Consider the following 24,036-nt stretch of genomic DNA (forward strand, 5'->3'; position numbering starts at 1 on the left):
CTCATGGGCGCAGGACAGCGCCCGGGTTGAGGATGCCGAGCGGGTCCAGGGCGTCCTTGACGCGGCGCGTCACCCACATCACGTCGTCGCCGAGTTGCTTTGGCAGCCAATCTCTCTTGAGCCTGCCGACGCCGTGCTCACCGGTGATGGTGCCGCCCATCGCGATCGCGAGGTCCATGACCTCGCTGAAGGCGCGTTCGGCCCTGGCCTGCGATTCGGCATCGTCGGGATCGAAAACCACGACGGGGTGGGTGTTTCCGTCGCCCGCATGCGCGACGACGCAGATCAGCACGTCGCACTCGGCGGAGATCCGGTTGATGCCTGCCAGCAGCGCGGGCAGCGTCGGGATGGGCACCGTGACGTCTTCGAGCAGCACCGTACCCAGTTGCATGAGTGCCGGCGCGACCAGGCGTCTCGCGGCCGTGAAACCGGCGCCTTCTGCTGGGTCATCGGTCGCGAAAACCTCGCTGGCACCTGATTTTTCGCACGCCTCGACGATGTGTGCCACCTCGGACGCGGCATCACCCGGCGCGTCGGACTGGACCAGCAGCAGCGCCTGCGCCGACCGGTCCAGACCCATGCGGCCGTAGTCCTCGACGGCGTTGATGGACGCGTGGTCCATCAGCTCGAGCATGGCCGGCCGCACCGATGCCGTGATGGCCACGACCGCGTTGGCCGCATCCTGCACCGTGTCGAACATCGCGACCACGGTGGACGGCGACGCCTGGGCCGGAATCAGCCGCAGGGTGACCTCGGTGATCACCCCGAGAATGCCCTCCGAACCGACGAACAGTTTGGTCAGGGACAGGCCCGCAACGTCTTTGAGTCGCGGACCGCCGAGTGTCACGGCCGTGCCGTCGGCGAGCACCACCTGCAGGCCCAGGACGTAGTCGGTGGTGACGCCGTACTTCACGCAGCACAGGCCGCCCGCGTTGGTGGCGGCGTTGCCGCCGATCGAGGAGATGTCGACCGAGGCCGGATCCGGCGGATACCACAAACCGTGCTCTGCCGCGGCCCGCTTGACCTCGGCATTCAGCGCGCCGGGTTGCACGACGGCCACGCGGGTCGCCGGGTCGATCCGGATCTCGCGCATGCGCTCGGTGCTCAGGACGACGCATCCGTCGACCGCGCTCGCACCGCCGGAGAGCCCCGACCCGGCGCCCCTGGGTACCACCGCGACGCGGTGACGGGTGGCCCACCGCAGGACGCTCTGCACATCGGCGGTGCAGGTCGCCCGGACCACGGCCCGCGGACGGCCCGCGAGTGGATCGGCGGCGGCGTCACGGCGATATCCCTCGATCTGGTCGGCATCGGTGAGCAGCGCGTGGGCAGGCAGCTCAGCAGCCAGTTCGGTCAGGGCGGGGTCCACATCCGCCAGGGTTGCGTCCACGCGGCCAGTGTAGGCGCGTGATGGGCGAACGGAATTTTTCCGACTTCCCTGGGTTGGACCGAGGGATGAGACGTTGGGAAATGGACGGTATCGGGCGCGATCTGCTCCAGCTGCGGGAGGTCGCGATCCCCCAGCCGGCACACGGCGAGATCCTGGTGCGGGTCTCGGCCGTGGCCCTCAACCATCGCGACAAGATGGTGACCGAGAACGGCCGAGGGCTGCAGCTCGCCTATCCGTTCACACCGGGCTCCGATCTCGCCGGAACCGTGGCGGCGCTCGGCGACGGCGCACAGCGGTTCGCCGTCGGCGACCGGGTGATCTCGAACTTCGTCCCCGAGTGGCTCGACGGTGTGCGACCGGGGGACGCCCGCACCTTGCCCTACCGGACCCTGGGCGGACACCATCCCGGCGTGCTCGCCGAATACGTGGCCTTCCCCGAGGACTGGTTCGTGCGCGCGCCCGCCACGCTCGGTGATGCCGAGGCGGCCACACTGCCCTGTTCGGGCCTCACGGCGTGGTTCGCGCTGGTCGAGCGCGGCCGTGTGCGCGCAGGAGAGACGGTTCTGGTCGAAGGCACCGGAGGCGTAGCGCTTTTCGCGCTCGCCATCGCCAAGATCCACGGCGCCGAGGTGATCGTCTCGGCCAGTGCGGGCAACCTCGCCCGCGCGCGGGAACTGGGCGCCGACCACGTCATCGACAGGCGGCGCGAGGACTGGGCCGACGCGGTCCTGACGCTCACGGCTGACCGAGGTGTGGACCACGTGCTCGAGATCGTCGGCGGCAGCCACCTGGCGCAGGCCGTACAGGTGAGCGCCATCGGCGGGCAGATCCACCAGATCGGTGCGCTGGAAGGCTTCGAGATCTCGACCCCGGTGATGCCGTTGATGCTCAAGGGCATCACGGTCAACGGCATCGGGACCGGGCACCGGCGCGCGCTCGAAGACTTGGTGCGTGCGGTCGACGCGGCGGGACTCAAGCCCGTGATCGACACGCGGTACCGCTTCGAGGATCTGCAGGGCGCACTCGACCATCTCGACCGCGGCCCGTTCGGCAAGCTCGTCCTGGAAACTTAGCGGTTCTGTGCCACACCGCGTTCGGCGAGCACCCAGTTGAGGAACTTCTCGACCGCATCGGCAGTGAAATGCCCGTGCGGCGAGCCGAAGAAGTCGAAAGCGTGCTGGGCGTGCGGAATCTCGGCGTAGACCACGGGGGAGTTCGACACCTCCCGCAGCGCGGCGACGAAGTCGCGTCCCTCGACCACCGGGATCAACGAGTCGTTGGTGCCGTGCAGCACGAAGAACGGCGGCGCATCGGGGCGCACGAGCATGATCGGTGACGCGTCGCGGTACAACTCGGCATTGCCGTCGAGCGGGCGCTTGACGATGAGCCGCTCCAGGATCTCCATGAACTCGGTACGGCCGGGGCCGGTGGTGCTGTACCAGTCGTAGCGGCCGTACACCGGGACCGCGGCCACCACGGAGGTGTCGGCGTCCTCGAAACCCGGCTGCCACTTGGGGTCGTTCGGGGTCAGCGCGGCCAGCGCCGTGAGGTGCCCACCCGCCGAACCGCCGGTGATGCAGACGGATTCGGGATCGCCACCGAAGTCGGCGATGTTGGCCTTCACCCATGCCAGCGCCTGCTTGACGTCGACGATGTGATCGGGCCAGCTGTGCTTCGGGCTGATCCGGTAGCCGATCGACACACAGATCCAGCCCTGCTCGGCGAGATGGCTCATGAGCGGGTACGACTGAGGCCTGCGCATCCCGATCATCCACGCGCCACCGGGCACCTGCAGCAGCACCGGCGCCTTCCCGTCGCGGGGCAGGTCGGGCCGCATCCAGATGTCAGCCAGGTTGGCGCGGTGCGGGCCGTACCGCACGGTCGTGGTCGCGTAGCGGTGCCGGGTCCACGATGTGCGGATGACGCCGCCGGGGCGGCGGGCACGGCGGGCCACCGCGTAGTCGGCGCCCAGCGCCGAGCGCAGCGGTTCCTCGAAGAACCGGCGCGACGTGCGGTTGCGGCGGTGCACGATGTACAACAGGGCCCACGCGACGGCCTTGAGAAGCAACGAGATCCGCCCCGGCGTCGTACGGTAGTCACCGCGCACCGCGCGGCGGAGCGCGTCGAGCGCCGAAACGGTCGTTATCAGCGGTCCGTTCTCGGAGGTGGGCCAGCCGAACGCGAACGCCACCACCGTCGAATAGCCTTTGCGGCCGAACGGTTTCACGGCGTTGACGGCGTTGAGCACCTCCGCCGACGCGGTGAGCAGCGGTTTAGCCATTCACCTTCTCCTGCAGCTCCCGGCGCGCGATCTTTCCGGTGCTGTTGCGGGGAAGCTCGTCGAGGATCGTGATGTCGCGCGGCACTTTGTAATTCGCGAGGTTGTCGCGGACATGCGATTTCAGGTCGTCGACGGTCGCGTCGCCGGACAGCACCACGAACGCCGCGAGTCGCTGACCGAACTGCTCGTCGTCCACGCCGATCACGGCGGCCTCGGCGACCGCCGGGTGCGTGGTGAGCACCTTCTCGACTTCGATGGGGTAGACGTTCTCGCCACCGGAGACGATCATCTCGTCGTCGCGGCCGACGACGAACAACCGGCCCGCGTCGTCGAGGCGCCCCACGTCGCCGGAACGCATGAAGCCCTCGTGGAAATCCTTGGTGGTGCCCGAGGTGTAGCCGTCGAACTGCGTCGAGTTGCGCACGTAGATCGTGCCCACCTCACCCGTCGGGACGTCGCGCAGGTCGGCGTCGAGGATCCGGATCTCGGTGCCCTCGGCGGGTTTACCCGCGGTGTCGGGTGCGGCGCGCAGATCGGCCGGTGTGGCGGTGGCGATCATGCCGGCCTCGGTGGCGTTGTAGTTGTTGTAGATGACGTCGCCGAAGCGGTCCATGAACGCGATGACGACGTCGGGGCGCATCCGCGATCCAGATGCTGCCGCGAACCGCAGCGAACGTCCGTCGTAGCGGTTGAGCACGTCCTCGGGCAGTTCCATGATGCGGTCGAACATCACCGGCACCACACACAGCCCCGTGGCGCGGTGGCGGTCGACGAGTTCGAGCGTGGCTTCCGGGTCGAACTTGCGGCGCGTGATGATGGTGCACGCCATCGATGCCGCGAACGCCAGTTGCGAGAAGCCCCAGGCGTGGAACATCGGCGCGACGATCACCACCGGTTCCTCGGCACGCCACGGTGTGCGGTCCAGGATGGCCTTGAGGATCTCGGGTCCGCCGCCGGAATGCTTGGCGCCCTTGGGAGTTCCGGTGGTTCCCGACGTCAGCAGGATCACCTTGCTCTTCTGGCCGGCCCGTTGCGGTTGCCTGCCTGCGAACTTCTCGGTGAGCGCGGCGACCGTGACGTCGTGTGCTGCGGTGTCGGTCCACGCCACGATGCGGGTGGGCGCTTCGGGAGCCCCCGCGAGCGCGCGGTCGACGGTGTCGGTGAACTCCTCGTCGTAGATGACGGCATCGACCTTCTCGCGGCTCACCACCTCGGCCAGCGCCGGTCCGGCGAACGAGGTGTTGAGCAGTAGGACGTCGGCACCGATACGGTTGGCCGCGATCAGCGACAACACGAACCCGCGATGGTTGCGGGCCATGATGCCCAGCACCCTCGGCGCGCCGCCGGAAAGCGCCTGCAGACCTGCCGCGAGCGCGTCGGCCTGCTGGTCGATCTCGCGCCAGGTGAGCGTGCCGAGTTCGTCGACCAGGCCCGGGCGGTCGGGACAGCGCTGCGCGGCGCTCGCGAAACCCGATGTGACGCTCATGTTCTCGCGCGCCATCGCGGCGACGATGCGCAGGTACTTGTCGGGGCGCAGCGGCGCGATCAGCCCGGCGCGGCGCATGGTGGTGACCATTCCGACGGTGTTGAGCAACGGGTCGGTGACCCGGTCGAGAAGTCCCATGCCGATCAGCCGATCACCGGGAAGCGCCGCTGCTCGGCGAGTTCGTCGAGGGCCTGCTGCATGACGTGGCGTACGTGCGCGTCGACCTCGTCGATGTCGGGGTCCTCACCGAACTCTGCGGTGATGTCGATGGGCGGCAGTGTCTTCATCACGATCTTCGACGGCAACGGCACGTTGAGCGGCAGCACGGCCGACAGCCCGAACGGGAATCCGAACGACACCGGCACGATCTTGGTACGCGCCAGCCGCGCGATCGGGCCCAGGGCCTTGGCCACCGCGGTGCCGCGCGACAGGAACAGCTGGGTCTCCTGGCCACCCACACCGACCATGGGGACGATCGGGACGCCGGCGTTGAGTGCGGCCCGCACATACCCGGTGCGTCCGCCGAAATCGATCTTGTTGGCCGCCAGCGTGGGGCGGTACACGTCGTAGTCGCCACCCGGGAACACGACGACGACGCCGCCGGAGCGCAGCGCCTCGTCGGCGTTCTCGTGGTTGGCCCGGATGAAGCCCGTCTTCTTGAAGAAGTCCGCGGTCGGGCCGGTCATGAGCATGTCGTGGCTCAGCGTGTACACGGGGCGGTCGTAGCCGAACTTCTCGTAGAAGCCTGTCGCGAACACCGGCACATCCATGGGGAACAGCCCGCCGGAGTGGTTCGAGACCACCAGGGCCCCGCCGTTGGGGAACGTGTCGAGGCCGTGCACCTCGGCCCGGTGATACCCCTTGATCAGCGGGCGCAGCCAGCCCATGACCTTCTCGGTGAGGCCGGGATCCCACTTGGTGATCTCACCTTGGTCGGTATCGGTAGCGGCCACGGGGGTCCCCCTGACGTGAATTGGAACGTGTTCTAGTTCTCCATCCTACTTGACCTGAACTGCTGTCGAGGTTGGACGATGGCAGGCATGGCGATGGACCTCGGCGGATATCTCGCGCGGATCGGCCTCGACGGGCGGCCGCGTCCCGATCTCGGCACATTGCACGCGATCGTCGCGGCCCACAACCGCTCGATCCCGTTCGAGAACCTCGATCCGCTGCTCGGCATCCCGGTGGCCGACCTGAGTGCCGAGGCCCTGTCCGCCAAGCTCGTGGACCGCCGCCGCGGCGGGTACTGCTACGAACACAACGGCCTGCTCGGCTACGTACTGGAGGAACTGGGCTTCGACGTCGAGCGCCTGTCCGGGCGGGTGGTGTGGATGCGGGCCGACGACGCACCACTGCCCGCCCAGACCCACAACGTGCTGTCGGTCGCGGTGCCGGGCGCCGATGGCCGGTACCTGGTCGACGTGGGCTTCGGCGGACAGACGCTGACCTCGCCGATCCGGCTTGAGGCCGGCCCGGTGCAGCAGACCCGCCACGAGCCCTACCGGCTCACCCGGCACGGTGACCACCACACGCTGGCGGCCCAGATCCGCGGTGAGTGGCAACCGCTGTACACGTTCACCACCGAGCCGCGGCCGCGCATCGACCTCGAGGTCGGAAGCTGGTACGTCTCAACACATCCGAGGTCACACTTCGTCACCGGGCTCACGGTCGCGGTGGTCACCGACGACGCGCGGTACAACCTGCGGGGACGCAACCTGGCGGTCCACCGGGCCGGTGCGACCGAGCGCATCCGGTTCGACAGCGCGGCACAGGTGCTCGACGCCATCGTCGACCGGTTCGGCATCGACCTCGGCGATCTGGCCGGCCGTGACGTCCGTGCACGTGTCGCCGAGGTGCTCGACACCTGAGCCGGGGGATCACAGCAAGAAAAGTCATGTCCTGACCCCAGCGCGCCGACCATACTCGGTGAACGTGAGTGTGGAACCGAACGGGCGCGACCGGCTGCGTGAACTGCTCGACGCCGTCGTCGACTCCGAGAACGACGGTGTCGGCGACATGGCGCGCAACAGCTACGCCTCGGAGTTCCACTTCTCGCGCGAGGTGCGCAGGCTCACCGGCGAACCACCCGCCGCGCTGCGGCGGCGCATCATGCTCGAACGCGCGGCGTGGCGGCTGCGCCAGGGTGCGGGCGTCGCGGAAGTCGCTGCCGCAGAGGGATGGTCGTCACCGGAGGTGTTCTCCCGCGCATTCCGCCGCGCCTTCGGCGTGCCGCCGTCGCGCGCGGCGGACGTCGGGTTCCGGTTGCCCGCTCCCAACGGTGTGCACTTCCATCCGCCGCAGTCGCTGTGGTGCGACGACGGAGCGGGCGCAGCTGGGCCCGACATCGCGCAGTTCATGCTCGTGCACGACATCGCCGATACGGCCTATCTCATCGAACAGGCGTCCGTGCTCACGGAAAGGCAGTGGCGCGAAGGGGTTTCACCGGGGCAGACGGTGCTCGACTGGGACGGTCCCGAACCGAGCGTCGCCGCGGTCCTCGCGGCGATCGTGTGGACCAAGCAGGTGTGGCTGGCGACCATCGAGGGCCGCGACTTCCCGTCGCGGGACACCACGTGCAACGCCTCGCCCCGGGAATTGGCGGTGCACCACGACACGGTCGGGAACCGTTGGACCACGGTGATATCGGAGTACTCGACGGCCGGACGGCTCGGTGACACGGTGATCGACGCGCTGTGCGACCCGCCGGAGTCGTTTCAGCTGTACGGCATCGTCGCGCACGTGCTCACCTACTCGGCGCACCGGCGCGGGCTGGCGCGTGCGATGCTCTCGCGTCACGGAATCGACACCCACCGTGGTGATCCGCTGGAATGGATGAGAAGGGACTGAATCGTGAAGACCGTCTACTACACCGCTTCGAGCCTCGACGGCTACATCGTCGACGAGAACCAGAGTCTCGACTGGCTCACGTCACGCGACATCACACCCGACGGACCGTTCGGCTACGAACAGTTCATCGAGACCATCGGTGTGCTCGTCATGGGTGCGAGCACCTACGAGTGGGTGGTCGAACACGGCGACTGGTCCTATGACCAGCCCGCCTGGGTGCTCACCCACCGCCCCGAGATCGCCGCCGAGAGTCATCCCATGCAGGTGTTCTCCGGCGACGTCGCCGAACTGCACCCGAAACTCGTCGCGGCCGCGGGCGGTAAGGATGTGTGGGTGGTGGGCGGCGGCGACGTCGCCGCGCAGTTCGTCGCGGCCGACCTGATCGACGAGATCATCGTCAGCTATGCACCGTGCACGCTCGGCGTGGGTTCGCGGGTGCTGCCGATGCGTTCGGAGTGGGTGCTCGACGACTGTGCCCGCAACGGCGACTTCGTGTGCGCGCGCTGGAAGCGCCCGGTCCTGCACACCTAGATCCCCTCGCGAACAGACGCAAAACTGCCCAATTCCGTTGGGAATAGGGCAGTTTCGCGTCTGCTCGGCAGGATTATTCGGGGGTGTACCCGAACGGCAGCAGCACGCTCTTGGACTCGCAGTAACCCGCGATGCCCTCGGGCCCGCACTCGCGGCCGATGCCGGAGTTCTTGTAGCCGCCGAACGGGGCGCCCGGATCGAATGCGTACATGTTGATGCCGTAGGTGCCCGTGCGGACCTTCGACGCGATCTCGACGCCCTTGGCGTGATCGGTGGTGTACACCGAACCGGCCAGGCCGTACACCGAGTCGTTGGCGATGCGCACGGCGTCGTCCTCGTCCTCGAAGGGGATCACCACGAGCACGGGCCCGAAGATCTCCTCCTGCGCGATGGTCATCGAGTTGTCGACGTCGGCGAACACCGTGGGCTGCACGAACCAGCCGGAATCCAGGCCCTCGGGACGACCGCCGCCGGTCACCAGACGCGCGCCCTCCTCGATGCCCTTCTTGATGTAGCCCTCGACGCGTTCGCGCTGCTTCTCGCTGATCAGCGGACCCACCATCGCCGCCGGGTCATCGGGCACGCCGACCTGCATCGCGGCGACACCCGCGGCGACCTTCTCCACGACCTCGTCGTAACGCGAGCGCGGTGCCAGGATGCGGGTCTGGCCGACACATGCCTGCCCGGAGTTCATCAGACCCGAGAACAGCAGCATCGGCAGCGTCGAGTCCAGGTCGGCGTCCTCGAGGATGATCGCCGCGGATTTGCCGCCCAGTTCCAGCGTGCACGGCTTGAGCTTCTCGGCGGCGATCTTGCCGATCTCCTTGCCCACTGCGCTCGAGCCCGTGAACGTGAACTTGTCGAGCGCCGGGTTGTCGGTCAGCGCGCGGCCGGTCTCCGGGCCGCCGGGCACCACCGACAGCACACCCTCGGGCAGGCCGGCCTCGAGGAACTTCTGTGCCATGAGGTTGGTGGTCAGCGGTGTCTCGGCGGCCGGCTTGAGCACGATCGTGCAGCCCGCGAGCAGCGCCGGGCCCAGCTTGTTGGCCGCCAGGAAGAACGGCACGTTCCAGGCGACGACGGCGCCGACGACGCCGACGGGCTCCTTGAGCACCAGTGTCTGGCCGTAGATGCCGTCGCGGATGTCCTTCCACGCGAACTTGTCGGCCGCCGAGGCGTAGAACTGCAGCGTCGACATCGCCGCGCCGTACTGCATCATGTCGACGATGGTCTGCGGCTGGCCGGTCTCGAGCTTGAGCAGCGTCTTGAACTCGTCGGCGCTCTCCTCGATCAGCGCGGTCGCCTTGGCCAGCACGGCCTCGCGCTCCTGCGGCGTCATCCGCGGCCACGGCCCCTCGTCGAACGCCTTGCGCGCCGCGGCGCACGCGGCGTCGACGTCGGCCTTGGTCGCCAGCGGCGCCTGACCGACCTTCTCGCCGGTCGCGGGCGAGAAGACCTCGATGATCTCCGACGACGAAGGCTCGACCCACTGGCCGCCGATGAACAGCTTGTCCCAGTTCGTCGTGGCCGCGGTCGCGGCCGATGCAGTCTGTGTCATGGCGGTCACACTACTCACTTCCCTGTGAAACGAGAACCTGTTCCAGTTGGGGAGGTTACCGGCGCGACAGAACCAGCACCAGGTTGCTCACCGCGAATTCGCGGAAACCCGGTATCGAGGTCATCCACCAGGCCCATCGTGGGTGGTAGCGGGGGAATGCGGCCACCAGTGCGCCCGTGGAGCGCGCCCACTGCAAGCCGTCGGCCGCCGACACCGCGAACAACGACGATCCGTAGTCATTCTTCGGCCGGTGACCGTGCCTGCGCGTGTAGCGTTCGGCGGCCCGTGCGCCGCCGAGATAGTGCGTCAGGCCCATCTCGTGACCGCCGAACGGCCCCAGCCACACGGTGTACGACAGCACCGCGAGCCCGCCGGGACGGGTCACCCGCAGCATCTCGTTGCCCAGTCGCCACGGGTTGCGCACATGCTCGGCGACGTTCGACGACAGGCAGATGTCGACGCTGGAGTCGGCGAACGGCAACGCCATGCCGGACGCCCGGACGAACACCCCGGCGCCCGGTTCACCCGCCGGACCTGCGTGCATCTCGCGCGGATCGGGTTCGACGCCCACATAGCGCATACCGGCCTGCTCGAACGCCGACGCGAAGTAACCGGGTCCGCCGCCCACGTCGAGCACCGTGCGACCTGCGGGGGAATCACCCGTCACGCCGGTCCAGAGGTCGGCGACCATGGCGACCGTGTCGTCGGCCAGGGCGCCGTAGAACCGGGCCGGTTCGGACTGCTCGAAGCGGAACTGGGACAGCAGGCGCACCGACCGGCGGAGCGTCGCCCGGCCGGCGAAGCGGTCGGTGGGATTCACCCGCTCAACCTACTCACCGGTACTCTCGATTCGATGTCTGCCCGGCCCGAGTCTGCTCCGCACGTGCGGCGAGTGCTGCTGCTGTGCTGGCGCGACACCGGCCACCCGCAGGGCGGCGGCAGCGAGGCGTACGTGCAGCGCATCGGCGCATACCTGGCAGGCCGCGGTGTCGACGTCACGCTGCGCACGGCGCGCTATCCCGGTTCGGCGCGCACCGAGGTGGTCGACGGCGTGCGCATCAGCCGTGGTGGCGGGCCCTACACCGTCTACATCTGGGCCGGTCTGGCGATGGTGCTCGCGCGCATAGGGCTGGGGCCGCTGCGCCGCGCGCGGCCCGACGTGGTGATCGACACCCAGAACGGGTTGCCGTTCCTCGCGCGGCTCGCGTTCGGCCGGCGCGTCGCGGTGCTCGTGCACCACTGCCACCGCGAGTTGTGGCCCGTCGCCGGTCCTGTCATGGGTCGTATCGGCTGGTTCGTGGAGTCGTGGCTGTCGCCGCGGCTGCACCGGCGCAACCAGTACGTCACGGTGTCACTGCCGTCGGCCCGTGACCTCAATGAACTCGGTGTCGATTCACAGCGGATCGCGGTGGTGCGCAACGGACTCGACGAGGCACCCGCGACCACCCTGAAGCTGCCCCGCTCGGAGACCCCGCGCCTGGTGGTGTTGTCACGGCTGGTGCCGCACAAACAGATCGAGGATGCGCTGGAAGCCGTCGCGCAACTGCGCACCGAGATGCCTGATGTGCACCTGGACATCCTCGGCGACGGCTGGTGGCGGGAACGCCTGGTCGAACACGCCGAACTGCTGGGCATCACCGACGCGGTGACCTTCCACGGTCACGTCGACGAGGACACCAAACATCGTGTACTGCAACGCAGTTGGGTGCACGTGCTGCCGTCGCGCAAGGAAGGCTGGGGCCTGGCGGTCACCGAGGCAGCGCAGCACGCCGTGCCCACCATCGGCTACCGCTCGTCGGGCGGACTGACGGACTCTGTCGTCGACGGGGTCACCGGCCTGCTCGTCGACGACCGCGACGGGCTGGTCGCGGGGTTGCGCCAGTTGGTGTCCGATCCCGTGCTGCGCACGCAACTGGGCACCAAGGCGCAGACCCGCAGCGACGAGTTCTCGTGGGCGCAGAGCGCCGACGCCATGTGCACGGTGCTGGAGTCGGTCCGCGCGGGTCGATACCTCAGCGGCCTGGTCTGACGCCGCTCAGGACGCCCCGGCGGCCGCCTTCGCGGTGCGGGCCAGCCGCGCCACCTCGGCCCAGTCCTTGCGCCCCACCACATCTGCGGGCGTCAACCAGCTGCCGCCCACGCAGCCGACGTTCGGGCTCGCCAGGTAGTCGCCCATGTTGGCGGGCGTGATCCCGCCGGTGGGGCAGAACCGTGCCGCGGGGACGGGCGAGTGGATGGCGCGCAGATACTTCGCGCCGCCGGCCTGCTCGGCCGGGAAGAACTTCAGCTCGGTGTAGCCCTCCTCGAGCAGGGTGAGCACCTCCGACACCGTGGACACCCCGGGCAGGTGCGGTAACCCGCTGTCGCGCATCGCCGCACGCAGCGACGGCGTGCTACCGGGTGACACCAGGAACTGGGCCCCGTTGGCGGCGGCCTGTTTCGGTTGTGCGGAGTCGACGACGGTGCCCGCACCGACGAGGATCTCGGGCACCTCGTCGGCGATCCGCTTGATGGCGTCGAGCGCCGCGGGTGTGCGCAGCGTCAGCTCGATGACCGGTAACCCGCCCTCGACCAGTGCCTTGGCGATCGGCACCGCGTCGGCGGCGTCGTGCACGACGACGACGGGGATGACGGGGACGAGGTCGAGCAGGGAATCGAGACTCATACGGCACTCCTGAAGATCGTGGCGCCCTGGTCGGCCGGGCCGACGCTGGCACGCAAGGTGGCGAAGAGTTCCCGGCCGGTGCCGGTCCACTCGTCGTTGGTGGGGGCCTGCCCGGTGCTGGACCGGGCAGCGAGGTCCGCGGGCGCGACGTCGACCGACAACGTACCGGCCGTGGCGTCGACGGTGATGACGTCGCCGTCGCGAACCCGCGACAGCGGCCCGCCCGCGGCGGCCTCCGGCGTGACGTGGATGGCCGCGGGCACCTTGCCCGAAGCGCCCGACATGCGCCCGTCGGTCACCAGCGCGACCTTGAACCCGCGGTCCTGCAGCACCCCCAGCGCCGGGGTGAGCTTGTGCAGTTCGGGCATACCGAGCGCCTGCGGTCCCTGGTATCGCAAGACGCCGACGAAATCGCGGTCGAGTTCACCGGCCCCGAACGCCTCGAGGAACGCCTCCTGGCTGTCGAACACGGCCGCGGGTGCGACGACCGTGCGATGTTCGGGGTCGACCGCCGAGGTCTTCATGACGCTCGTGCCGAGATTGCCCGAGAGTGTCTTGAGCCCGCCGTCGGGCGCGAACGGGTCGTCGACCCCGCGCAGCACGTCGGTGTCGAGGCTCGCGTGCACCCCGTCGCGCCAGCGCAGCACCCCGTCGTCGAGGTAGGGCTCGGTGGTGTAGCGGCGCAGGCCCGGTCCGGCCACGGTCGTGACGTTCTCGTGCAGCAGCCCGGCGTCGAGCAGCGACCGGACCAGAAACGCCATGCCGCCTGCGGCCTGGAAGTGGTTGACGTCGGCCTTGCCGTTGGGATAGATCCGCGCGAGCAGCGGTACGACCGCCGACAGATCGGCAATGTCGTTCCAGGTCAGGATGATTCCCGCGGCGCGGGCGATCGCGACCAGATGCATGGTGTGGTTGGTCGACCCACCTGTGGCCAGCAGCGCGACGGCCCCGTTGACCACGGCGCGCTCGTCGACCACGGCGCCGACCGGTGTGTAGGCGTCGCCCAGGGCGGTCACCTCGGCGGCCCGTGCACCTGCCGCTGCGGTCAGCGCCTCACGCAGCGGGGTGTCCGGCGTCACCAGGCTGGACCCGGGCAGATGCAGGCCCATCGCCTCCATGAGCAGCTGGTTGGAGTTCGCGGTGCCGTAGAACGTGCACGTGCCGCGCCCGTGGTACGACGCGGCCTCGGCGTCGAGCAGGGCCTCACGGTCGACCTTGCCCTCGGCGAACATCTGGCGGATGCGGGACTTCTCTCCGTTGGGCAGTCCCGAGGTCATCGGGCCGGCGGGCACGAAGATCGCGGGCAAGTGGCCGAAACTCAGCGCACCGATCAGCATGCCCGGCACGATCTTGTCGCACACGCCGAGCAACAGCGCGGCGTCGAACATGTCGTGGGACAAGGCAATTGCCGTCGACATGGCGATCACGTCGCGCGAGAACAACGACAGCTGCATACCGGCGCGGCCCTGCGTGATGCCGTCGCACATCGCGGGCACGCCGCCTGCGACCTGGGCGATGGCGCCGGCGCCCAGTGCCGCGGCCTTCAGTTGGGCCGGGTAGTCCTCGAATGGCTTGTGCGCCGAGAGCATGTCGTTGTAGGACGACACGATCGCCAGGTTGGGTTTGACGATGCGGCGCAACGCCTCTTTGTCGGCTGGTTCGGTCGCGGCGAATCCGTGCGCCAGGTTGGCGCACGCCAGGCGGCCGCGGGCCGGGCCGCGGTGCGTCTGTTCGGCCATGCGCTCCAGGTACACGTCGCGGGTCGCGGCGCTGCGCTCGACGATGCGGCGCGTGACCTCCGCGACGGTCGGGTGGACGGTGCTCATGCTGCTCCTCCATGCCAGCGCCGGCCATCGCGCTCGATGAGCGTGGCGGCGTCAACGGGTCCATCGGTGCCTGCCGGGTAGGTCCGGGGCACCCGGTCGGCGTCCTGCCAGTGGCGCAGGATCGGTTCGGCCCAGGCCCACGCGGCCTCGACCTCGTCGCGACGCATGAACAATGTGGGATCCCCACGCACGACGTCCATGAGCAGCCGTTCGTAGGCATCGGGGGAGCGCTCGGGGAAGGCCTCGGTGTAGTTGAGCGCCAACGAAACCGGCCGCAGACGGCCGCCGGAACCGGGTTCCTTCGCGGTCATCTCAAGCCGGATGGCCTCGTCGGGCTGCAGCGAGATGATCAGCCGGTTCGGTTCCGAGGTGCCTTCGATGCCCGGGAACATCGGCAGCGGAACGGGTTTGAACTGCACGACGATCTCGGAGAAGCGCTGCGACATCCTTTTCCCGGTGCGCAGGTAGAACGGCACGCCGGCCCAGCGCCAGTTCCTGATGTGCGCCTTGACCGCGACGAACGTCTCGGTGCGGCTGTGCGGGTCGGCGACCTCCTCGCGGTAACTTCCCACCACCTCGTCGCCGACGAGGCCGGGACCGTACTGCCCGGTGACGGTGTCGCGCTGGGTCTGTTCGGCCGTCAGCGGCTCGAGGGCTTCGAGCACCTTGCGCTTCTCGTCGCGCACGGATTCGCGGTTGACGTGGGTCGGCGGTTCCATCGCCACGAGGCAGAGCACCTGCAGCAGGTGGTTCTGCAGCATGTCGCGCAGTGCACCCGACTGGTCGTAGTAGTCGCCGCGGGCACCCACACCGAGCGATTCGGCCGCGGTGATCTGTACGTGGTCGATGCGGCTGGAGTTCCACAGCGGCTCAAGCCAGGTGTTGCCGAAGCGTGTGACCAGCAGCTGCTGCACGCTCTCCTTGCCGAGGTAGTGGTCGATGCGGAAGATCTGGTGCTCGGCGAACACCGCGCCAACAGCCTCGTTGATCTGTTGCGCGGACGCCAGATCCCGCCCGATCGGCTTCTCCAGCACGACCCGCGAGGACTCGGTGACCAGTCCCTGCGCGCCGAGCGCGCCGCAGATCGGCCCGAACAGGGCGGGAGCGCAGGCCAGGTAGAACACCCGGATGTCGTGTCCCGACCCTCCGTCGGGCGAGGTCAGGACGTCACCGACGGCCGCGTAGTCCGACGGTTCGGTGAGATCGACGCTGACGAACCGCAGGCGGCTCAGGAAACGGTCGACGACGTCGGAGTCCAGCAGGTCGGGTTCGACGTGCCGGGCGAGTCCGGCACGGACCGTGTTGCGGTATCCCGCGTCGTCCAGGCCGGCCTTGGCCACACCGATGATCCGGGTGGCGCCTGCGAGCTGGCCGTCTCGGTCCCGCAGGTACAGGGCGGGCAGGAGCTTACGCGCGGCGAGGTCGCCGGTGCCGCCGAAGATCACGAAATCGCACGGATCGACGGGGCTGGGGGTTCGGTTCATCGAAGCCTCCTAGAGAGGAGCAGGAGCTGGATCGATAGGAGCTGGATCGATTCAGCCTCAAACGCTAGACCCGCATTAGGACTTTGGCAAACGTACTTATGTACTTCAAAGACCTAAATAATGCGTTCTTTGTTTGCTCCATGCGCTCAGATGCGGTTCCATGGAGGCCATGCCGCCTCCTGCGACGCTGGTGTCGCCCACCCCCGGAGAGGTCTTCGCGCTGATCAGGGATCGCCGGGCCACCACGCGCGGTGAACTCGGGCGGCTCACGGGCCTGTCCCGCACCGCGGTCACGGCACGCGTTGCGGCCCTGGAGGCCGGCGGCCTGGTGATCGAGCGCGATCAGGCGTCGACGGGTGGGCGGCCGGCGGCGCAACTGATGTTCAACGTCGACGCGGGCGTGGTGTTCTCCGCGGCGATCGGACGCAGCCGCACGCAACTCGCGGTCTGCAACCTCGACGGCACCATCCTGGCGTCCACCGACATCGACCAGGAGCCGGGTATCGCACCCGACGACCTCCTGCCCGACCTCGTCAAACGGCTCGACATGCTGCTCGACGAGTCGGCCCGCCGCGACGCACACATCTTCGGCGTCGGGCTCAGCCTGCCCGGCACGGTCGATCAGCGCACCGGCGCCAGCCTGGATTCACCGAACATGAGCGGCTGGGACGGCGTGCCGCTCGCCCCGTATTTCACGAGCCTCACCGACGCCCCGGTCGTCATCGACAACGACGCCAACGCCATCGCCGTGGCCGAAAGGCGCGGCGGCTACGGCGAATACGACGACATGCTGGTGGTCAAGGCGTCCACCGGCCTTGCCGCCGGGATCATCATGGGCGGACAACTCCAGCGGGGCGCCGTACAGGCCGCCGGGGAGTTCGGCCACAGCAAGACGGCCGCCGCGGCCGGCGTGCACTGCCGGTGCGGCGACACGGGCTGCCTCGAGGCGATCGCGGGTGGCTGGGCGCTGGTGCGTGCGCTGCAGCGTGACGGCCGTGCGGTGAACCACCTGCGTGACGTCGTGGCGCTCGCGCACACGGGCGACCCCGAGGCGCGCCGCATGATCCGGGAGAGCGGACGCCACATCGGCGAGGTGCTCGCCGCCGCGGTCAACCTGCTCAACCCGGCCGTGCTGGTGATCGCGGGAGACATGGTCGGCGCGTACGACCTGTTTGTCGCGGGTCTACGGGAAACCTTGTACGGCAACGCCACCGCGTTGGCCACCCGCACCCTCCAGATCGTGCCGTCCATCCATCGGGAGCGCTCCAGCATGGTCGGCTGCGCCACCAACGTGCTCGACCGGGTGCTCAGCCCGGACGCGGTCGATGCCGCCATGTACGGCGACTGAGCACGCGCCCGACGCGTCCCGCGACGAGCCCGAGGGCGCCGCCGGCCAGCGCCGCCAGCCACACCAGGTGCGCTGCGATCAGCAGACCGCGATGCGGCGACGACGGGGCTTCGCCGCCGATGCGTTGCGCCGTGATCCCGCTGTCGGTTTCACGGACCAGCCAGCCCACGCCCGCTTCGGCGAGTTGTTGCGGCGACGCGCCATCGCGCAGCAGGCCCTGCACCGCACGGGCCCGCGCACCCTCACCCGGCACGGTCCGGCCCCCGATGAGCAGATCGCCCGTGGTCAGCACATCGGCCCGCAGCCATCGCGGTAGCGGGTCCAGAACCGTTCCCGCCCACGAGAACTCGCGGATGCTGTCGGCGGGCAGCGCGACGACCGGGCGCGGATCGGCGTTGATGGTCGCCGCGACCTGCGCCCAACTCTGCGGATACCGCACCGCCCGCATCTGGTTGCCCACGCCCCACGTCAGATCCGGCAGCACGGCGATCAACGCGGCACAACACACCGCGGCGGCCGCGGCCGCGGGTATCCGCAACCGCCGCAACATCATCGGCGCGGCGCCCGCGGCCAGCGCATAGCCCGGCATGGCCAGCGCCACCCACTTCTGACCGTCGCGCACGATCCCGAGACCGGGCACCGCGTCTATCAGCGCCTCCACCACGACGAGTCCGGGCGCACTGGTCATCAGCGCGGGCATGATCACGGCCCCGGCCGCGAGCACCAGAAGAGGCACCGCGGCACGGCGGCGTGCCACAACAGGAAGCCCCGCGGCGACCACACCCAGCAGCACCACGGTCGCGACCACGGCGAAAAGCGATGTGCGGGACGCGGGCACGGCGTCACCGTTCCAGATGCCGCCCAGCCCGGCCAGGCTGCCCAGCGTGGCGAGGCCCGGTTCGGCGCGCGCGGCGAACGCGCGCACCCCCGCCCCGGGGTCCGGGGACGACGACACCGCGCCGCTCACGAACGCGGCCACCAGCCACGGGCACGCCGCAGCCACCGCGACCCCCAGGCCGAGGCCCGCGACGCGCGCACGCCGCCAGCCGTCACCCGGGGCCGCCACACAGACCAGCGCCACGGTCGCGGCCAGTACGAGCCCCGTCGGCGTCAGGCCCGCGAGCGCCATCCAGAACACCAGCGGAGCCACCGGAGTCCACGACGCACGCTCACGCAACCGCAGCACCGAGACGGCCACCCATGGCAGGCAGCCGTACCCGACCAGCAGACTCCAGTGGCCCTGCAACAACCGCTCGGCCACGTACGGATTCCAGATCGCCAGCGTCGCGGCCGTGAACCGGCCGGCCAGACCAGCATCGAAAAGCACGTGCCCCACGAGGCGCGCGGCACCCCAGCCGGCCGCGGCCAGGCCCGCGAGCAGCAGGGCCTTGACCACGACGCCGCCGTCGAGCACCGATGAGGCCAGCGCGACGGCGAAGTCCTGCGGAAGTGCACGCGGCGCGGCCTCGGTGAGGCCGAGCGCGGCGTCGGTCACATACGAGCGCGGGGTCGAGACCGCGTCACGCAGCAAGAGATAGCCGGGTGCCAGCAGCGGCGCCGTCACCAGCACGCTCAATACCAGCGCATAGGCCGGCACCGAGCATGACCGCAGCAGGACCGCAGTTCTCAGATCGGTCGGTCCGGTGGCAGATCGGTCGGACGCTGCGCGGGCAGCTTCTCGGTCTTGGCCTCCGCACCCGGCACCTGGATGCCCTGCGTATCGAAGAATCCGTGGTCGGCGGTGTCGAGACCCGGATCGATGAGCGTGGACTCGGTGCGCAGCGCGAACGAACCGAGGACCGCGCCGCCGACCAGCGACACCAGGCCGAGCGCGGTGAACGTGATCGGCAGGATCCGTGTCCACAGCGCGATGCGGTCACGCTCGTCGGACGCTGCGGCAACCTGCGATTCGACGCTCTCCTCGTTGGTGGTGACCTTGAAGTCCACGTAGGTGACCTCGGGCTTGAGGGCCTCACGTGCGTAGTACTGGTAGCCGTGTTCTTCGCTCTTGACGATCGTGCCCGACACTGGGTCGACCCAGAACGTGCGCGAAGCGGCGTAGAACCGGTCCATCGTGATCGACTCGTCCGGTTCGCCCGGCACACCCCACACCTCGGCGCGCGCAGTGACCGACGCATCCGCGTCGTCCTCGTACAGCGACGAGTACTTGATCGGGTCGGCGAGCTTGCCGTCGGCGTCGTAGCCGACGTTCTGGACGAACCGGTAGGTGGTCAGCCCGTTGACGTCTTCCTCGCCGTCGTAGTTGGCGTCGAACGCCTTCTGCGCGATCGGGTCGAAGAACGGATACGTCTTCTTCTCGGTGTCGAACGGGAAGCGGTAGGTCAGCCCTTCGTGGGGCAGCGCGATGTTGGTGGGCGGCTTCTCGTCCTCGATGGCGCGCGGCTTCTGCACGGCGCCACCCGGGTTGTTCTCGCTCGACACGGCTTCGGCCGTGTTCCGGTTCATCGTGACGGTGTCCACCATCGCGAGCAGCAGCCCGGCGTCCTGCTGACGGTCGGTGCGGCGCAGCGTGGTGCCCACCTGGAACGTCACGACGTCGGCGTTGGACGGCGCTTCGACGCTCATCTGCTGTTGCAGGGCCACCGGCACGTCACGGTCGATCTTGAACCGTTCGGCGACCAGCGAGTCCGGATCGAAGGCCGTCGCCGTCCCGTCACTGACCAGCGACGTGTCGATGTCGAGCGGGATCTTGGCGATCTTGCCCTTGGTGTAGGTGGTCAACAGCAACGCGGCGATCAGCAGGGCAGCACCGAGCCCCAGAAGTCCACATGCCGCGATACGCAGCGCCACAGCGCGGTTCAAACCGGGCCTCCTTCTGTGTGGGCCGACTCGTCCTGAGGCAAACCCGTTCGACCCTAACAGCACTATTTAAGGCCATCACTTACTCCGAGTGCATACGGCGTGCGTGCGGCGGGACCCGGCAGGCGCCGTTTGGCGGGGTCCCGACCGCGCGGCACACTGGTCGCCGTGACCACCGAGCAATCCGCGCAGGCCCAGCACGAGGTGGGCGGCACCCGCGGTTTCCTGCCCGCGGTCGAAGGTATGCGCGCATGCGCGGCCATGGGCGTGGTGCTCACCCACGTCGCGTTCCAGACCGGCCACACCGGCGGGATCAGCGGACGCATCTTCGGCCGGTTCGACCTGGCCGTCGCGGTGTTCTTCGCACTGTCGGGCTTCCTGCTGTGGCGCGGGCACGCCGCCGCGGCCCGCGGACTGCGCCCCCGGCCGAGAACCGGGCACTACCTGCGCTCCCGGATCGTGCGCATCATGCCCGGCTACGTGGTGGCGGTGATCGTGATCCTGCTGCTGCTGCCGGAGGCCAAGGCCGATCTCACGGTGTGGCTGGCGAACCTCACCCTCACCCAGATCTACGTGCCGCTGACGCTCACGGCCGGGCTGACACAGATGTGGAGCCTGTCGGTGGAGGTCAGCTTCTATCTGGCCCTGCCGCTGCTCGCGCTGCTGGCGCGCAGGCTGCCGGTGCGCGCCCGGATCGGCGTGATCACCGCCGTCGCCGCGCTGAGCCTGCTGTGGGTGTGCATCCCGTTCGCGGGTGACACCGGGCACAACCCGTGGAACTGGCCACCGGCGTTCTTCTCGTGGTTCGCCGCGGGCATGGTGCTCGCCGAGCTGACCGTGAGCCACTACGGCCGGGTGCACCGCCTGGCCCGGCGCCGTGTGCTGATGGCCGCCATCGCCGTCGTGGCGTTCGCGATCGCGGCGTCGCCGCTGGCCGGTAAGGAAGGTCTGCACCCCGGGTCGGTCGGGCAGGTCATGCTCAAGACCGCGATGGGTGCCGTGGTGGCGGGGGCGCTGCTGGCGCCCCTGGTGCTCGATCACCCCGGCACACGGCACCGCATTCTCGGCAGCGCCGTGATGGTGACGCTGGGCCGCTGGTCCTACGGGCTGTTCGTGTGGCATCTGGCGGCGCTGGCGATGGTGTTCCCGATGCTGGGCGAGTTCCTGTTCAACGGCCGCATGCTCGTCGTGCTGATCCTCACGCTGGTGTTCGGCTTCGCGCTCGCCGCCGTCAGCTACGCGCTCGTGGAGTCGCCGTGCCGCGAGGCGCTGCGCCGGTGGGAGTACCGCCACAGCCGCCCGGTGCCGCCGCTGGACAGTTCGATCACCGAGCAGCCGGAGCCCGCCCCAGCCGCGCGATGACGGCGTCGCGCACCGCCGTGCGGCGCGCCTTGCCCGCGTCGTCGCGCAGGGGTTCGTCGACGAACTCGATGGTGTGCGGCACCTTGTACGACGAGACCGCGTCGCGCAGGAAGTCCCGCAGCCCCGCCGCGTCCAGCGTCGAACCGGGTGCGGTCTGCACGAGCGCGTGGGGCACCTGACCGAGGTCGGTGTGCGGGATTCCCACCGCCAGACACGACAGCACCTCGGGGTGTGCCGACAGCGCGGCCTCGATCTCGGCCGGATAGACGTTGCGGCCGCCGACGGTGAACATGTCGACGCGGCGGTCGTTGAGGTACAGGAATCCGTCGGTGTCGAAATATCCGAGATCCCCCAGCGAGTCCCACCCGTCACGGCTCTTCGCCGTCGTGCCCACGTAACGGTAGGTCGGTGCGCTTCCGGGTGACGGACGCATGTACACCTCGCCGGTGACCCCGGGCGGGCACTCGTTGCCGTCGTCGTCGAGCACCTTCATCTCACCGGCCACCACGACGCCCACCGATCCCGGATGGGTCAGCCACTGTTCACCGGAGATGAAGGTCAGTGCCTGAAGTTCGGTGCCGCCGTAGAGTTCCCACACCACCTGCGGGCCAAGCAGATCGATCCAGGCCTGTTTGACCGCGGGCGGACACGGCGCGCCGACGTGCCAGAACCTGCGGATCGACGTCAGGTCGTAGGCATCCGGTTCGGCCCGGTACACCGGCAGCAGGCGCTGCATGATGGTCGGCACCGTGGTGAGGAACGTGACACGGTGGGAGGTCACCAGCCGCAGGAACTCCGCCGGTTCGAAACGCGGCATCAGCACCAGGTGCTGGCCCATCAACAACGCGATCGCGAACGTCGTGAAGCCTGTGTTGTGGCTCATCGGCACCGACATCAGCGTGACGTCGTCGGGTTCGGCGCCCAGCGGCGCGCCGATGAGTGCCGGCACCCGACCGTCCCCGCCCGCCTCGATCAGTTTGGGCCTGCCCGTGCTGCCACCCGAGGCGATCGATTTCCAGGTCGGCGACACCGCCTCGGGCAGCGGGTCGTCGGCCAGGCCCGGGCCGGGTTCGAAATCGCCCGGCACCCAGGAGATGTCACCACCAGGGTCGCGACCCACCACGAGCGCGCGTCGTTTCAGCCCGAGGATCGCCTCGAACTCGGCGTCGGGCATGCGTGGCGACAGCGGTTGGGGGACCGCGCCGAGTTTCCAGGTGGCCAGCGTCGCCTGCACCCACTCGATCGAGTTGTGCAGGCAGATGGTCACGTAATCACCCTGTCGCACACCGAGTTCGGCGTACGCGCGGGCAAGCCTGTTGGTGCTGCGGTCGAGTTCGCCGCGTGAAAGGGTGCGTCCCTGACACGACACCGCGGGACGGTCAGGGTCGGCCGCGGCCAGGTGTGCGACCTGGGTGCCGATCGGTGGGACGTCGAAACCCTTGTCTGTCATGTCAGTAGCCGCCCTTGTGCTCGAAGATCCGGCGCGGATTGTCCACCAGCATCGTGGTGATCTGTTCGTCGGTGACGCCGCGCTGCCGCAGGGCGGGGATCACGTCGTTGTGGATGTGCAGATAGTGAGAGTTCGGCAGTGCGGCCGTGGTCAGTTCGTCGGGCAATGCGTCGAAGTAGCACCAGGTGTCGTGGGACAGCACCATGCGTTCGGCGTGGCCGCGCTCGCACATGGTCGCCACGGTCGCGACCCGCTGTTCGAACGGTAGGAACACGTCGACGCCGAACCGGTCCATGCCGATGTAGGAACCGTTGGCGATGAGTTCCTCGAGGTAGCCGATGTCGGTGGTGTCACCGCAGTGGCCGATGATCACGCGGGACAGGTCGACGCCCTCCTCGGCGAAGACGCGCTGCTGTTCGAGGCCGCGGCGCGTCGCGGCGTGGGTGTGCGTCGAGATGGGCACCCCGGTCTGGCGGTGCGCGGCCGCGACGGCGCGCAGCACACGCTCGACCCCGGGGGTGACGCCGGGTTCGTCGGTGGCGCACTTGAGGATTGCGGCCTTGATCCCTGTGTCGGCGATGCCTTTCTCGATGTCGCGGACGAACATCTCGGCCATCGGTTCGTCACCGTCCAGGGCGGTGCCGGGCCCGCGGAAGTGAAACGTCATGGGGATGTCGTTGTAGGTGTAGAGCCCGGTCGCGACGACGATGTTGAGTTCGGTCGCCTCGGCGATTCGCGCGATACGCGGGATGTACCGGCCGAGCCCGATCACCGTGAGATCGACGATGGTGTCGACGCCGCGCGCCTTGAGTTCACCCAGGCGCGCGATGGCGTCGGCTTCACGCCTGTGCTCGTCGCCCCAGGACTCGGGATGGTTGAGCATCACCTCGGTGGTCATGATGAAGACGTGCTCGTGCATGAGCGTGACACCCAGGTCGGCCGTGTCGATGGCTCCGGCGGCGGTGTTGACTGTCGGCATCCCGCCGAT

20 protein-coding genes are annotated in these 24,036 nt (G+C 69.0%); 7 read left to right on the forward strand and 13 right to left on the reverse strand.

All coding sequences use genetic code 11. The annotated features are described in order from the left end of the window. Window position 1: 1 nt before the first annotated feature. Window positions 2–1,390 (reverse strand): FAD-binding oxidoreductase, encoded by a 1,389-nt coding sequence (locus tag AT701_RS01550; protein ID WP_223495255.1) that lies wholly within the window; start codon window positions 1,388–1,390, stop codon window positions 2–4. Between the two features lie 65 nt (window positions 1,391–1,455). On the opposite strand from AT701_RS01550, the gene AT701_RS01555 reads away from it, so the two are divergent. Continuing rightward, window positions 1,456–2,463 (forward strand): zinc-dependent alcohol dehydrogenase family protein, encoded by a 1,008-nt coding sequence (locus AT701_RS01555; protein ID WP_223495258.1) that lies wholly within the window; start codon window positions 1,456–1,458, stop codon window positions 2,461–2,463. Here AT701_RS01555 and AT701_RS01560 read toward each other — a convergent pair. Genes AT701_RS01560 through AT701_RS01570 form a run of 3 tightly spaced genes read right to left on the reverse strand, consistent with a single transcriptional unit; the run spans window position 2,460 to window position 6,110 of the window. Beyond that, the gene (locus AT701_RS01560; RefSeq protein ID WP_058124995.1) at window positions 2,460–3,671 is read right to left on the reverse strand and encodes an alpha/beta hydrolase; all 1,212 of its coding nucleotides are present in this window, start codon (window positions 3,669–3,671) and stop codon (window positions 2,460–2,462) included. The genes AT701_RS01555 and AT701_RS01560 overlap by 4 nt on opposite strands. Then, window positions 3,664–5,295 (reverse strand): acyl-CoA ligase FadD12, encoded by a 1,632-nt coding sequence (gene fadD12 / locus AT701_RS01565; RefSeq protein WP_058124996.1) that lies wholly within the window; start codon window positions 5,293–5,295, stop codon window positions 3,664–3,666. Before fadD12 ends, AT701_RS01560 begins: the two co-directional genes overlap by 8 nt. Before the next feature lie 5 nt (window positions 5,296–5,300). Then, window positions 5,301–6,110: a 1-acyl-sn-glycerol-3-phosphate acyltransferase gene (locus AT701_RS01570; protein WP_058124997.1), complete on the reverse strand. Its 810-nt coding sequence runs from the start codon at window positions 6,108–6,110 to the stop codon at window positions 5,301–5,303. An 87-nt stretch (window positions 6,111–6,197) separates the two neighbouring features. Between AT701_RS01570 and AT701_RS01575 the strand changes: the two genes are divergently transcribed. The 3 genes from AT701_RS01575 (at window position 6,198) to AT701_RS01585 (ending at window position 8,535) form a co-directional block, all read left to right on the forward strand. Continuing rightward, a complete protein-coding gene (locus AT701_RS01575; RefSeq protein WP_058124998.1) occupies window positions 6,198–7,025 on the forward strand; it encodes an arylamine N-acetyltransferase family protein in 828 nt (275 codons plus the stop codon). 70 nt (window positions 7,026–7,095) lie between these two features. Further along, window positions 7,096–8,004 (forward strand): AraC family transcriptional regulator, encoded by a 909-nt coding sequence (locus tag AT701_RS01580; RefSeq protein WP_058124999.1) that lies wholly within the window; start codon window positions 7,096–7,098, stop codon window positions 8,002–8,004. Between the two features lie 3 nt (window positions 8,005–8,007). After that, complete coding sequence (locus AT701_RS01585; RefSeq protein WP_058125000.1) at window positions 8,008–8,535, forward strand: dihydrofolate reductase family protein; 528 nt, start codon at window positions 8,008–8,010, stop codon at window positions 8,533–8,535. Window positions 8,536–8,608: 73 nt separating this feature from the next. Here AT701_RS01585 and AT701_RS01590 read toward each other — a convergent pair whose 3' ends face one another. Beyond that, on the reverse strand, window positions 8,609–10,093 hold the full coding sequence (locus tag AT701_RS01590) for an aldehyde dehydrogenase (RefSeq protein ID WP_058127492.1): 1,485 nt from the start codon (window positions 10,091–10,093) through the stop codon (window positions 8,609–8,611). A gap of 55 nt (window positions 10,094–10,148) precedes the next feature. Further along, a complete protein-coding gene (locus AT701_RS01595) occupies window positions 10,149–10,913 on the reverse strand; it encodes a class I SAM-dependent methyltransferase (protein WP_058125001.1) in 765 nt (254 codons plus the stop codon). A gap of 33 nt (window positions 10,914–10,946) precedes the next feature. On the opposite strand from AT701_RS01595, the gene AT701_RS01600 reads away from it, so the two are divergent. Beyond that, on the forward strand, window positions 10,947–12,122 hold the full coding sequence (locus AT701_RS01600) for a glycosyltransferase family 4 protein (RefSeq protein WP_058125002.1): 1,176 nt from the start codon (window positions 10,947–10,949) through the stop codon (window positions 12,120–12,122). A 6-nt stretch (window positions 12,123–12,128) separates the two neighbouring features. On the opposite strand, the gene eda is transcribed toward AT701_RS01600, so the two are convergent. From eda to zwf, 3 genes are read right to left on the reverse strand one after another with little or no spacing between them, the layout of a single operon-like run. Continuing rightward, entirely contained in the window at window positions 12,129–12,758 is a 630-nt protein-coding gene (gene eda, locus AT701_RS01605; protein WP_058125003.1) for a bifunctional 4-hydroxy-2-oxoglutarate aldolase/2-dehydro-3-deoxy-phosphogluconate aldolase, read from the reverse strand. Continuing rightward, window positions 12,755–14,584 (reverse strand): phosphogluconate dehydratase, encoded by a 1,830-nt coding sequence (gene edd, locus AT701_RS01610; RefSeq protein WP_058125004.1) that lies wholly within the window; start codon window positions 14,582–14,584, stop codon window positions 12,755–12,757. Before edd ends, eda begins: the two co-directional genes overlap by 4 nt. Continuing rightward, window positions 14,581–16,068 (reverse strand): glucose-6-phosphate dehydrogenase, encoded by a 1,488-nt coding sequence (gene zwf, locus AT701_RS01615; protein ID WP_011726838.1) that lies wholly within the window; start codon window positions 16,066–16,068, stop codon window positions 14,581–14,583. Before zwf ends, edd begins: the two co-directional genes overlap by 4 nt. A 169-nt stretch (window positions 16,069–16,237) precedes the next feature. Here zwf and AT701_RS01620 point away from each other — a divergent pair, with 169 nt between their 5' ends. Beyond that, complete coding sequence (locus AT701_RS01620; RefSeq protein ID WP_014876734.1) at window positions 16,238–17,416, forward strand: ROK family transcriptional regulator; 1,179 nt, start codon at window positions 16,238–16,240, stop codon at window positions 17,414–17,416. On the opposite strand, the gene AT701_RS01625 is transcribed toward AT701_RS01620, so the two are convergent. Beyond that, window positions 17,376–19,013, reverse strand: coding sequence for an MmpA family trehalose lipid delivery protein (locus AT701_RS01625; RefSeq protein ID WP_058125005.1), 1,638 nt, complete (start codon window positions 19,011–19,013; stop codon window positions 17,376–17,378). The two genes, AT701_RS01620 and AT701_RS01625, sit on opposite strands and share 41 nt — an antisense overlap. Window positions 19,014–19,042: 29 nt before the next feature. Continuing rightward, the gene (gene pgfA / locus AT701_RS01630) at window positions 19,043–20,239 is read right to left on the reverse strand and encodes a cell envelope lipid trafficking protein PgfA (RefSeq protein ID WP_058125006.1); all 1,197 of its coding nucleotides are present in this window, start codon (window positions 20,237–20,239) and stop codon (window positions 19,043–19,045) included. A 240-nt stretch (window positions 20,240–20,479) separates the two neighbouring features. Between pgfA and AT701_RS01635 the strand changes: the two genes are divergently transcribed. Then, window positions 20,480–21,598, forward strand: a complete 1,119-nt coding sequence (locus AT701_RS01635; protein WP_223496060.1) for an acyltransferase family protein — start codon at window positions 20,480–20,482, stop codon at window positions 21,596–21,598. Here the strand turns inward: AT701_RS01635 and AT701_RS01640 are convergent. Together AT701_RS01640 and AT701_RS01645 are read right to left on the reverse strand one after the other, a co-directional pair. Next, the gene (locus AT701_RS01640) at window positions 21,561–23,048 is read right to left on the reverse strand and encodes an AMP-binding protein (RefSeq protein WP_058125008.1); all 1,488 of its coding nucleotides are present in this window, start codon (window positions 23,046–23,048) and stop codon (window positions 21,561–21,563) included. The two genes, AT701_RS01635 and AT701_RS01640, sit on opposite strands and share 38 nt — an antisense overlap. A gap of 1 nt (window position 23,049) precedes the next feature. Next, window positions 23,050–24,027, reverse strand: a complete 978-nt coding sequence (locus AT701_RS01645; RefSeq protein ID WP_058125009.1) for a phosphotriesterase family protein — start codon at window positions 24,025–24,027, stop codon at window positions 23,050–23,052. Window positions 24,028–24,036: the final 9 nt, after the last annotated feature.

This window comes from Mycolicibacterium smegmatis (assembly GCF_001457595.1).
Lineage (GTDB): Bacteria > Actinomycetota > Actinomycetes > Mycobacteriales > Mycobacteriaceae > Mycobacterium > Mycobacterium smegmatis.

Bases quoted from the DNA above. Each gene is read 5' to 3' on its own strand.
- AT701_RS01555 (WP_223495258.1), top strand. From the start codon at position 1,456: ATGAGACGTTGGGAAATGGACGGTATCGGGCGCGATCTGCTCCAGCTG.
- AT701_RS01560 (WP_058124995.1), bottom strand. From the start codon at position 3,671: ATGGCTAAACCGCTGCTCACCGCGTCGGCGGAGGTGCTCAACGCCGTC.
- fadD12 (WP_058124996.1), bottom strand. From the start codon at position 5,295: ATGGGACTTCTCGACCGGGTCACCGACCCGTTGCTCAACACCGTCGGA.
- AT701_RS01575 (WP_058124998.1), top strand. From the start codon at position 6,198: ATGGCGATGGACCTCGGCGGATATCTCGCGCGGATCGGCCTCGACGGG.
- AT701_RS01590 (WP_058127492.1), bottom strand. From the start codon at position 10,093: ATGACACAGACTGCATCGGCCGCGACCGCGGCCACGACGAACTGGGAC.
- AT701_RS01600 (WP_058125002.1), top strand. From the start codon at position 10,947: ATGTCTGCCCGGCCCGAGTCTGCTCCGCACGTGCGGCGAGTGCTGCTG.
- eda (WP_058125003.1), bottom strand. From the start codon at position 12,758: ATGAGTCTCGATTCCCTGCTCGACCTCGTCCCCGTCATCCCCGTCGTC.
- edd (WP_058125004.1), bottom strand. From the start codon at position 14,584: ATGAGCACCGTCCACCCGACCGTCGCGGAGGTCACGCGCCGCATCGTC.
- zwf (WP_011726838.1), bottom strand. From the start codon at position 16,068: ATGAACCGAACCCCCAGCCCCGTCGATCCGTGCGATTTCGTGATCTTC.
- AT701_RS01620 (WP_014876734.1), top strand. From the start codon at position 16,238: ATGCCGCCTCCTGCGACGCTGGTGTCGCCCACCCCCGGAGAGGTCTTC.
- AT701_RS01635 (WP_223496060.1), top strand. From the start codon at position 20,480: ATGCGCGCATGCGCGGCCATGGGCGTGGTGCTCACCCACGTCGCGTTC.
- AT701_RS01640 (WP_058125008.1), bottom strand. From the start codon at position 23,048: ATGACAGACAAGGGTTTCGACGTCCCACCGATCGGCACCCAGGTCGCA.
- AT701_RS01645 (WP_058125009.1), bottom strand. From the start codon at position 24,027: ATGCCGACAGTCAACACCGCCGCCGGAGCCATCGACACGGCCGACCTG.